Source organism: Ureibacillus sinduriensis BLB-1 = JCM 15800, assembly GCF_000772955.1.
In the GTDB taxonomy this organism is placed as follows: Bacteria; Bacillota; Bacilli; order Bacillales_A; family Planococcaceae; genus Ureibacillus; species Ureibacillus sinduriensis.
This window is the reverse complement of sequence record NZ_JPVO01000025.1, coordinates 1-10,374: the sequence shown is the minus strand read 5'-3', so window position 1 is coordinate 10,374 and position 10,374 is coordinate 1. Positions and strand designations below refer to the sequence as shown.

Here is a 10,374-nt window from a genome sequence, read left to right as displayed (position 1 = left end):
CAATAAATTTATCGAAAAAACAGCTAGTAAAAATATTTACTGTTATTCAACAATCGGGCAAAATTCGGTAGTGACCCCTTAAAGTTAGAGTTTTATTATGCAGCTAATTGGCTGGCGTGTATTCGGTAATTTACTGGACTCGTGCCGGCCAGTTTTTGTTTAATACGAACATTATTATAATAATTGATATACTCTTTTATTTTCTTTTGTAATGCTTCGTAAGAGATTAATTGTTCTCCATAATACATTTCCTGTTTTAGTAAGCTAAAGAAGTTCTCCATGGCCGCATTGTCTGAGCATGTGGCTTTACGAGACATGCTTTGAAAAATCATGTTCTGCTTTAATGTTTTCACCCACATATTATGTTGATAGTGCCATCCTTGATCGGAATGAATTGTTGTCCGATATTCAGCACGTTTCTGTTCGGCGGTAGCCATATCGACCTTCATGTTTTTCGAAAGTCTCTAAGATCAAGGCTTTCCACTCTACATCTGAATCCTTTTGCCCCATCTGATATGATAATGATACGTCGCTTCTGGAATATCCACTTGTTTTAAAATATCTTTTAATCGAAATCCTTCTTGTTTAAGTTCGAAGGCGATGGCAGCTTGTGCTTTTCGAGAAAGGCATCTGGATTCTCTCGAAAAGCCTTCAACTTTTTTAAATAAGCCACCTCTAAACGAAGCAGTTCATTTTCGCGTTCTAGCTGCTCCTCACGTGACATTGTTTTTTCTTGGTTATTCGTTGTTGGTTTTAGTTTCTTAGACATAGACTGGCGCCCCTTTGATTTTCTTTGCAGGCCTGTGAAGTAATTAAACAATGCACATATTATAATTGTATATTCAAAAAGACCTCCCATAAGTCGAGTTGAATATCCCAAGAGAAGACCAAGTTTTCACTAAATAGTGAACCTGGTCTATTTCGTGTTCATTTATCTCATGGTTTTACTTAGATTGCCTTTCTGATTTTAAAAATTTCATTATCAAATAAAACTATTGATAATTCTGGTCCAGTTGTTTGAATCTAGTGATTAGCCATTTGAATAGTATAGCTATGACAAAGTAAGGGATCAATGAATAGATATATTTCCAATGAGAGGGTTCATATATTTTTAACCACACCAATAAAGGTTCCAAAATGAATGTGAAAACAATTGCATTTATTGCTGCGGCATTTAAAAAAGTTTTCCATGTTTTAGAATACTGATAAATCAACATATAAATAATAGGCATTTGCAGTCTGTGTATTTCAATAGGTATATGCATAGGTGTTATTGTAATTGGGTAATGCCATAATCCAAACCAAACACCGAACACGTCTGCATATATTGCTACTGTCCCTACAAAAAATCCGTATGTGATAATCTCGAATATTCTTTTTTTATCTAGAATAATGATCCATATAAGAAATAAAACTATAGATGAAACTAAAAGAATCCACCAACTCAAAGTATATACGTTTTCACTAAACCAATACTCTATTTTTGTATATTTATACTGCTCTGTTAATTCAAGAACGTCCTGCCAGGTAGATTGCATCACAATCCTCCTAATTTGTACTTAATGCCCATTTATGATTGAATGATTTGATGCCCACTTGTGATGGATGTAGAAAATAATAAATAAAATCCAATCAGCGATATATGAGTATCCTATGTTCCACCATAACCCATGCCTAATAAAGTCTATATTCAAATAAAGAATCTCTAGTAAAATTGAGAATAGAGTCCAATAAAATACATGTCGTATAACCGATATTACCGTTTGCTTTTTGGGTAATGACTGAAGAAATAAGTAGATAACCACGAAATAAATCCCAAATCCATTTAAAAGTTGAATACAAAATTGCTCTATCTTTGTTCCCTGGTAATGCCATAAAGGATAAACAAACATCATCAAATCTGTAATTAAGGCTAAAATAATACCCACGTAAACTGTGATCACAAAAAGTGGAAATTTCTTTTTATCAGAAAAAAGTAAAAATGTTAGCCACCCAATTATAAAAGTGACTGTTCCAATGAGCATTGAATAAACACCTTCTATCATCAATCCGTCTTTTACTATTCCTTAATGATATCTTTCTTCACCTTCTCGAAAATATACTTTATCTTTATAATAAGCGTCCCGTTTCCTATTCAATTAAGTCTTATGTTTAAGAAATGGGGATGCTGTGGCATCTTTTTACCTACTTCAGCTAATATTGTAGATCAGTTGAAAAACATGTTCTGTTTTATTCAACAATCGGGTGCAATTCTTCAATAAGAAGATCGCGTTTTTCCGTTAAAGGGCCATATTGTGGAGTAAAGTGATTGTAAAAAATGTAGGGATTTGAAATACTTGGTATTAAGGATAGGGACACATTCTAATCCGTTGATATAATAACTATTTATAGAAGGGGGACGATTATGGAGAAGTCATTGCTAGAAAAGTTGGACGATGACAATTTGAAATATCCTTTTTGCAAAGTGGATCACCTTTTATAGAAACATTTGAAGAAAAATTCCAAGGTTTATGGAATGAACTTCTAGTAAGATTATGTGAAAAAGAGAGTAATGATATAGAGATCTTTTACAAGGAAAAACGATTGTTTTATGAAACGTTGTTTGAGCGTAATACATCAAAGCATTTCAACGAGATTTATAAAGCATTTTCAGTATGGTGGAGAAGTTTAGCAGGGCAATTTTCAGTGGAACGCTCTGTTGGCGATAAGGGACAAAACTTATACATTGATTTATCTAATGGACTTAAACAAAGCGGAAGAAAGCCTCAAAAATATCTATATATTACTTTGGTTTTTGATGAATATCCCTTATTTTATGGCTGTACCAATACAAGATTTTTTGTTTAATTATAAATCGTTAGTGCCAAATTTACTGGAAAGTATAAATTAGTTTATGAGGAGATTACGAACTATTCTCCTTTCAAAATTAAACGATATTATTATCTATTCTTAGATTATGCAATTTTATATGTTAGAGTGGGAAGGACTGTACTTAAAGTAACCGGTGCTTATCTTGAATAAAATTTATGCTATGATATTCAACAAACGGGCGCTTTCCTTGAATAAGGAGAGGGTCTTTCTTCATGAATAGGGGAAAGTAAAGAATTATTAGAAAATGATGCTCTTAGTTATTCAATTAACGCAGTACAATAACAATTGTACAAAAGTAAAATCGGCATTTAAAATGTAGTTATAGCTATAAATGGAGAACAAAATTAGGGGGGAATCTTATGGATGAAAAGAAAAAAGCTTTAATTGTGGTTGATGTACAAAAGGCTTTCAATGATAAAAAATGGGGAGAGCGAAATAACCTAAATGCAGAAGAAAATATTAGCAAGATACTACAATTATGGAGGAAAAAGGGATGGTTGGTAATCCACATACAACACACTTCAGATAATCCTAATTCAATATTTCATCCCATGAATGAGGGCTTTACTATTAAAGAAATAGTGGAACCTATTGAGGATGAAGTTATTCTTACCAAGAAAGTAAATAGTAGCTTTATTGGTACTAATTTAGAAGAGCAATTAAAAGTAAATGAAATATCAACAGTTGTAATCACTGGATTGACTACACCTCATTGTGTATCAACAACTACACGAATGAGTGGTAATTTAGGTTTCAGTACATACCTGATTTCAGATGCTACAGCAGCATTTGGTTTGAAAGACCAAAATGATAGATATTATGATGCAGAAACTATACACAATATATCACTAGCTACATTGCATGATGAATTTGCCACAATACTTACAACAGAGCAACTAATTAACGATTTTATAAAATAAAAGTATTCCATTATAGGGCGCAATTCTTTTATAAGGAAGGTACTGCAGCCCAAAAGTTAGTTTTTTACTCTAACTTTTGGGCTGCAGTTTAAAAAGGAATTGAGCCTTCTTCAGCAATAGGGCCAAATTGTGGAGCAACCTTTAAATTGGATACCTATGTTAAAGTTTTAAAAAGGAGGCAATTTCAAAACAAAGTAAAAAAACCTCAAAGTTAAAAGAGGTTCAAAAGTATTTACTATAAATAATACTTGCTGTACGAATTGCCAAAGCTTGAGTTGTTAGTGTAGGATTAGCACTTCCCAAACCATTACTCAGTATGCTGTTATCGGATAAGAATAATCTCTTAACTTGAAATGCTTCACAGTTAGAATCGTTTTGAACAAAGATTAACTGTTTATAAAAAAATTATACTGATCCACTTGACGCATCGACAATTCTCGATATAATGTTAATTGTGTTGAGGATTAATCCTATATGACCTCGAAGAAAGAGTGCGCACTTGACAATTCGAAAATTCTCGATACAATAATTTGTATGAAACAAGTTGATATTTTTAAAGCATTATCTAATGAAGCAAGGCTGCAAATTTTAGAATGGCTTAAGGAACCAGATCTCCATTTCACTCCCCACGAAGGGATTGATATGAACAAAACCGGGGTATGCGTTAGTCAAATTACAGAAAAATTGGAAATGACGCAATCTACGGCATCTCATTATCTCTCGATGCTTTTACAGGTTGGACTTATAAAGGCTGACCGTATAGGTAAGTATACTTATTACAAAAGAAATGAAGATGCCATAAATGGGATCGCCGAGTTCTTGAAGCAAAAGAGATAACTGAGTGAAACTGAATTCCTTACGAATTCTTTGGAGGTTTCAGTTTCATTTCCGCTAGAATACATAGCTAGTATTCATGCTATATATTTTTTTGAATAAACATATCGATAGTTAACGATATGTCGATATGACAACAAAATTATAAGGAGTGACATCATTTGTCTAATACTTTGAAGATTTATATTTTGGCAATCGTTAGCTTTTTAGTAGGAACTTCCGAATATATTATTTCGGGAATTTTAGATACGATTGCAGATTCACTTGAAATAACTTTGGCTGCAGCAGGTCAATTAATTACAATATTCTCACTTGTATATGCAATATTTACACCTATTCTTATGGGAATAACATCTAGTATTGACAGACGTAAATTAATGATTTTTTCATTAGGATTGTTCGTAATAGGTAATATCTTGGCATTCATCCTACCAGGTTACGGATTATTTGTAGTAGCTCGAGTAGTTATGGCACTCGGAGCAGGGATGGTTGTTGTTACAGCATTAACTATCGCTGCACAGATAGCACCAGAAGGTAAACAAGGTAGCGCTATTGCTACAGTGGTTATGGGGTTTACGGCTTCATTAATCATAGGAGTACCTCTTGGAAGAATTATTTCTAGTTTATTAGGTTGGAAAGTTATTTTTGGTGGAATAGCACTGCTGGGAATTCTTGCAATGATAATAATTAGAGCATCTATTCCAATTATTAAGGGTGATAAGCATATACCACTAGTTAAACAGTTGGCTCTTCTTAAGAAAAGTAGGGTTACGATTGGATTAGCAATTACTTTTTTCTGGCTTGGAGGGTATTCAATTGCTTACACTTACCTTTCACCTTACTTGTTAAATATATCAGGAATAGAGGAAAAACTTTTAAGTGGTGCATTGATGATTTTTGGTATCGCAAGTTTATTCGGTTCCAAATTTGGTGGATTTAGTACGGATCGTTGGGGAGTTCAAAAAACACTGTTAGGTGGAATGTCGTTACACATCATTATGCTAATATTATTATCTCTTGTAACAAATTCTTATATTAGTGTTTTAATAATATTAATACTATGGTCATTTTCTGCATGGTCATCGGGACCAACACAACAATATAACTTGGCTACAATCGAGCCAGAGTCATCAGGTATATTATTAGGCTTAAATCAGTCAGTAATGCAATTGGCAATGGCAGCTGGTGCAGGAATTGGAGGTATTTTTGTTGAGAAAATATCACTATCTTCAGTTACCTGGATAGGCGCTTTAGGAGTTACAATATCTATTGTACTAACTTTGGCACTTTCCCGAGTACAGTTAAGCAAGATACCAAAAGAGTAAAAAAATTCATAACCCTTTAGTTATTAGGAAAGAAAATTATTTATGACCTGGAATAATGAAGAGTAATTGATAAGTAAAATGATATGCTTAATCCAAGGAGAAAATAAATTTCCCCTACAACTAATAAGTTAGTTTGCGAAGTATGGATTATGGAAATAATCAAACTTTTTTATAAAAAATTATATTTAGATAATAAGAGTAACTCCATTTTGATCAATTTTTTTCAAAATGGAGTTTTGGTATGTCCTGTTAAATAAGTATTGAAGGGTCTTTTTTATTTCAATCTTTATTTTAAAGCTACACCAGATTGTTGAATATATTTAATTTATGATACGAAATAAAAACTAAATAAAAAAGTTAAAAAGTTTATATTACTTTTTATTGTTAATAGGTTATTTATTAATAATAAAAGGCGAAATTTTGAAATTAAGGGAGGTTTATTTATTATAATATTTATATCTGTTCTTATTTCCCTTGCTCTTTTATTAGGTGGAATCTACTATTTTTTTACGAATTTAGATAGTAATTATTATTCTTTACACGAATATTATGATTTCCCAATACCTAAAGAAGCGAAAATTGAAAGTGAAAGCCCTAAAATAATAGGGTATAAATGGGGAGAATCTCAATAATTTTTGGAGTTTTCCAATTAAAAGAGAATGAAAGCTTTAGTGAAAAGTTAGCAATTCAATCTAATGTAAGGTCTAGCTTAGAAATGAAGGGGGATATATCGAGTAGACCATCATTAAGAATTCGTACAAGGGCTAATTCTGTAAAAATTACTGCGTTATATTGTCAATTAGTTGAGTTTGATAATACCTATTATGATTATTAAATTATTCTATTGGAATTCATAAATTATTTAGGTCCTTGTGATTTGCTAATAAAACATAAATCTTGAGGGAATTTCAGCATCAGGACTCAGTTTTATGAATTTATCTAATTAGTTTTTGATCTTCAACAATCGGGCGCTTTCCATGAATAAGGAAAGGCTTTTTCCATTAAAGGGCGAAGCTAGAAGAGATACGCATTTTACAATTTGATTTAGCATGGGCGAATCGTTTATCGAGTGGTATGTATTTGTAGCTTAAAAGTATGAAAATGTACTGGGTACAAACACGATGCACCCAGTACATTTTATTTGAACTATTTATTTGCTTTATCGATAGCTGAACCTATTAATGCTAAGTAGTCATCTATTGTATAAGCAATAGATAATGGATTTGGTGTACCCGCAGCAACCAAAGGAGTATCAGCTGTGATAAATGCAACCGCACCATTCGCTACAGCTGGTATTTTGCCTAAAATTGCGTCAGCTTGAATAGCCGCTAACAGTTCGTCATCTCCATAACCTACAATGACGTCCACATCATTCAAGGCCGCTGAATTTTCAGCACTTAAATTTAATGAATATTTTGTTGGATCTTCTATTAAAGAAGTAATGCTTTCAGGGTGAGTTAAACCTAACTCTTCCAAAAATGCAACGCGAGCATCAATTGGTGTGTAAATATGCAATTTAGATAGGTCATTCACTGAAAAGTTAACCCAAGCAACTTTTTTCCCTTTAATTTGAGGGTATTCTTTTAACTTCTCTTTTAACATATTCTCGATGTCATCAATTAATTGTTCACCTTCTGTTTCTATCCCCATACCTTTAGAAATTAAATCTACAGACTCACGCCATGTAGTAGCCCAAGGAGCTTCTGGATAAGCAACAACAGGTGCAATTTGAGTAAGTAATTCGTAATCTTCAGCTGTAATCCCAGAATAAGCTGCTAAAATAACGTCTGGTTGAGCATCTGCAATAGCCTCAAAATCTAATCCATCTGTATCCATAAATACATTTGGTTCCTTTACACCTAATTCTTCCAACTTTTGCTTTGTCCAAGGTAATAAACCTGTGTCATCCTGTACACCAAAGTTTGCTGCAGAGAACCCAACTGGTACAACTCCTAAAGCTAAAGCTACGTCATGATTTCCCCACTGGATTGTTACGATTCGCTCAGGCTTTTTCTCAATTATTGCCTCTCCTAAAGCATGTTTAATAGTAATTGGATAAGTTGCTTCTGATTCTTCTGTTGTATCTGTAGTTTCTGCTGTTTCTGTAGCTGATGTTTGATCTGATTGGGATTCAGTTTCAGAATCTGAGCAAGCGGTTAAAGCAAAAATAGCCATTAAAGATAATAGCATTAGTAATAGTGACTTTTTCAATCCAATAAACCTTCTTCCATATTATATTAGAAATGAAACTGCTTATTGATAAAGATTTTCATTCTCAATGGAAAATATATACTTAAATTATAGAAATGTCAAATGGAAGAAAAAATAGAAAAATAATTAAAAAGAGCTTAGTTGTATTCTATATGGAAGGGCCACCCGCTTTAGGGGAAGAATCGAATCTCCCAGCTACTTTATTTTTAACTAATAAGTATATAGAATCTATTTTAATAACTGTATTCAACAATCGGGCGCTTTCCCTCCTTTAATAAGGAAAGGGTCTTTTTCCGTTAAAGGGCAATGTAATGAATAAAACTCAATATTTAAATTGGATATTTATGTTAAAGTATGTGCAATGGAGGTAAAATGAGAAAACAAGTTGGATATTTTGCGGGCGGATTCTTAGTAATTCTTTTAACAATAATTATTAGTTATCAAGACGGCCATGAAAATGGAGAAAAAAGAATGGTGGCGGTTTTAGGAAACGCTGTCTATAACGTTTGGGAAAGTTATTATGAAATTGTTGAAGATTCCAATAGAGAAATGACAATAGATTCTATAAGTAGAATGAATGACAGACTTATTTCCGTAAAAGCTTATTCGAATGTTGTAGATAGGACCGTGGGGGAAGAAGTACTTTTACCTATAGCCGACAAATTATTGAATATTGGTAAAGTGATTGAAAATAATTATCGTGAGAATGGTAATTTAGATAAAGAGAAGTACAAGGAAACAGTAGAGGAAATAGAAAAAGTTAATACTTTGTTAACAGAGATTTATTATATTCCAAATTCAGAAGGTAAAGTTAATTTGAAATAGAGAATTTTGAAGAATTGATAGAGATCAATGAACGGTTAGGTGAGCTCTAAAGAGAGTGGAATTAGCTAATGAATCATCCTGTTGAATTTAAGCCAAGTAGAACTGTTTATAAAAAGTTTGATTAAAATTTTTGTATTGTTAAGCAAATTTTTATTCCGTAACCGGGCGCAATTCTTGAATAGATTTGTGCTTTTTTCAGCAATAGGGTTAGATTGTTGAATAAAAGAGGATTACCAAAGAATAGATAATATCATACAAAAGAATGATAATATTTATTGTTTTTATTGGGGTAAAGTTAAAAAATAAAGGAGGTTATTCAATGAGCCATGCTCTAATTATAGGAGGTAGTGGAATGTAAAAGGAAACTTCTATTTGGTTAGCTACTAATTATGATTATGTAACTGTAATTGGTCGAAGTATGAAAAAAATGGATTCTCTAATTAAACAATGCAATAACATTAAACCTTTATATCTAGACTATCATAATACAAGTAATTTGAAGTTTGAAGTAGAAGAACAAGTAAGAAAACTGGGACATATCGATTTAATCGTTGTATGGGTGCATTCTACAGCGCCTAATGCCCTTCCTACAATTATTAATTTGGTAGCTAAACAGCCAAATAAATGGAGCTTAGTTCATATTTTAGGTAGTAGTTTAAATTTAGAAACGATTAAAAAAAATATAAGTGTTCCTGAAAATTGTAACTATTCTCATGTACATTTAGGTTTTGTTAGAGAAAATAACACCGCAAGATGGCTAACAAATACAGAAATCTCCTCTTGGGTAATTAGAGCTATTTCTCAAAAGGAAGCAAATTATATTGTTGGAACAATAGAACCATGGGAACACGGCCGTAATAAATAAACATTAATAAATATGCAGAGTGTTTTATCTGTATAAAACCTACCTATTATATTTGAGTCTTAAACCTACATATATTAATAGTCCCTACACTAAAATTACAGAGTTAGTTGAAAAACAATCTTCAATAATTTGCGCAATTCTTGTAGAATTGTGCTTTTTTCAACAATCGGGTCATATTTCAATCTTTTAAGACAATTACCATAAGACACTTTGAAAATCTTTCTCCTATTGAACAACCCCAAAAAAGTATAATAGTGTATGTATGAATATTACAATCTATTGTGAAGAGGATGTGTCAAAGATGTGGGAACAACAATTAATTGAAACACCAAGAGGAACTTTCGAATATTTTGTAAAGGGAAGCGGTCAGCCACTTGCTGTTACGCATTTTTACATGGCTTTTAATGAAAAAGGCAATTGGTTTGCTAATCCATTCACAAAACATTATCAGGTATTTTAATTAATGTCCGTGGTGCCCTGCAATTCTATAACAAAATTCTACGTTTGGAAGTTTCTCTATATA

11 protein-coding genes and 1 pseudogene are annotated in these 10,374 nt (G+C 32.4%); 7 read left to right on the top strand and 5 right to left on the bottom strand.

Annotated features, from left to right (window positions below; all coding sequences use genetic code 11):
• Positions 1-95: 95 nt before the first annotated feature.
• The 4 genes and pseudogenes from CD33_RS00510 to CD33_RS20855 form a co-directional block, all read right to left on the bottom strand.
• A pseudogene (locus CD33_RS00510) lies at positions 96-395 on the bottom strand (transposase); the annotation flags it as partial.
• A gap of 170 nt (positions 396-565) precedes the next feature.
• Positions 566-769, bottom strand: a complete 204-nt coding sequence (locus tag CD33_RS00505) for a transposase (RefSeq protein WP_176400154.1) — start codon at positions 767-769, stop codon at positions 566-568.
• A 223-nt stretch (positions 770-992) separates the two neighbouring features.
• A complete protein-coding gene (locus CD33_RS00500; protein ID WP_036197106.1) occupies positions 993-1,538 on the bottom strand; it encodes a CBO0543 family protein in 546 nt (181 codons plus the stop codon).
• A 21-nt stretch (positions 1,539-1,559) separates the two neighbouring features.
• On the bottom strand, positions 1,560-2,024 hold the full coding sequence (locus CD33_RS20855) for a CBO0543 family protein (RefSeq protein WP_036197103.1): 465 nt from the start codon (positions 2,022-2,024) through the stop codon (positions 1,560-1,562).
• A gap of 433 nt (positions 2,025-2,457) precedes the next feature.
• On the opposite strand from CD33_RS20855, the gene CD33_RS00490 reads away from it, so the two are divergent.
• The 4 genes from CD33_RS00490 (at position 2,458) to CD33_RS00475 (ending at position 5,950) form a co-directional block, all read left to right on the top strand.
• Positions 2,458-2,847: a hypothetical protein gene (locus CD33_RS00490; RefSeq protein WP_052129856.1), complete on the top strand. Its 390-nt coding sequence runs from the start codon at positions 2,458-2,460 to the stop codon at positions 2,845-2,847.
• A 383-nt stretch (positions 2,848-3,230) separates the two neighbouring features.
• Entirely contained in the window at positions 3,231-3,791 is a 561-nt protein-coding gene (locus CD33_RS00485) for a cysteine hydrolase family protein (protein WP_036197101.1), read from the top strand.
• A gap of 534 nt (positions 3,792-4,325) precedes the next feature.
• Positions 4,326-4,628: an ArsR/SmtB family transcription factor gene (locus tag CD33_RS00480; RefSeq protein ID WP_036197108.1), complete on the top strand. Its 303-nt coding sequence runs from the start codon at positions 4,326-4,328 to the stop codon at positions 4,626-4,628.
• A 158-nt stretch (positions 4,629-4,786) separates the two neighbouring features.
• Complete coding sequence (locus CD33_RS00475; protein WP_036197099.1) at positions 4,787-5,950, top strand: MFS transporter; 1,164 nt, start codon at positions 4,787-4,789, stop codon at positions 5,948-5,950.
• 1,146 nt (positions 5,951-7,096) lie between these two features.
• Here the strand turns inward: CD33_RS00475 and CD33_RS00470 are convergent.
• Complete coding sequence (locus CD33_RS00470; protein WP_052129857.1) at positions 7,097-8,140, bottom strand: iron-siderophore ABC transporter substrate-binding protein; 1,044 nt, start codon at positions 8,138-8,140, stop codon at positions 7,097-7,099.
• 393 nt (positions 8,141-8,533) lie between these two features.
• On the opposite strand from CD33_RS00470, the gene CD33_RS00465 reads away from it, so the two are divergent.
• From CD33_RS00465 to CD33_RS19660, 3 genes are all read left to right on the top strand, one after another.
• Positions 8,534-8,986 (top strand): hypothetical protein, encoded by a 453-nt coding sequence (locus tag CD33_RS00465; protein WP_036197096.1) that lies wholly within the window; start codon positions 8,534-8,536, stop codon positions 8,984-8,986.
• 418 nt (positions 8,987-9,404) lie between these two features.
• Positions 9,405-9,851 carry a Rossmann-fold NAD(P)-binding domain-containing protein gene (locus CD33_RS00460; RefSeq protein ID WP_052129854.1) on the top strand — a complete coding sequence of 149 codons (447 nt, stop codon included), beginning with the start codon at positions 9,405-9,407 and terminating at the stop codon, positions 9,849-9,851.
• A 301-nt stretch (positions 9,852-10,152) separates the two neighbouring features.
• Positions 10,153-10,311: a hypothetical protein gene (locus tag CD33_RS19660; protein WP_235863433.1), complete on the top strand. Its 159-nt coding sequence runs from the start codon at positions 10,153-10,155 to the stop codon at positions 10,309-10,311.
• Positions 10,312-10,374: the final 63 nt, after the last annotated feature.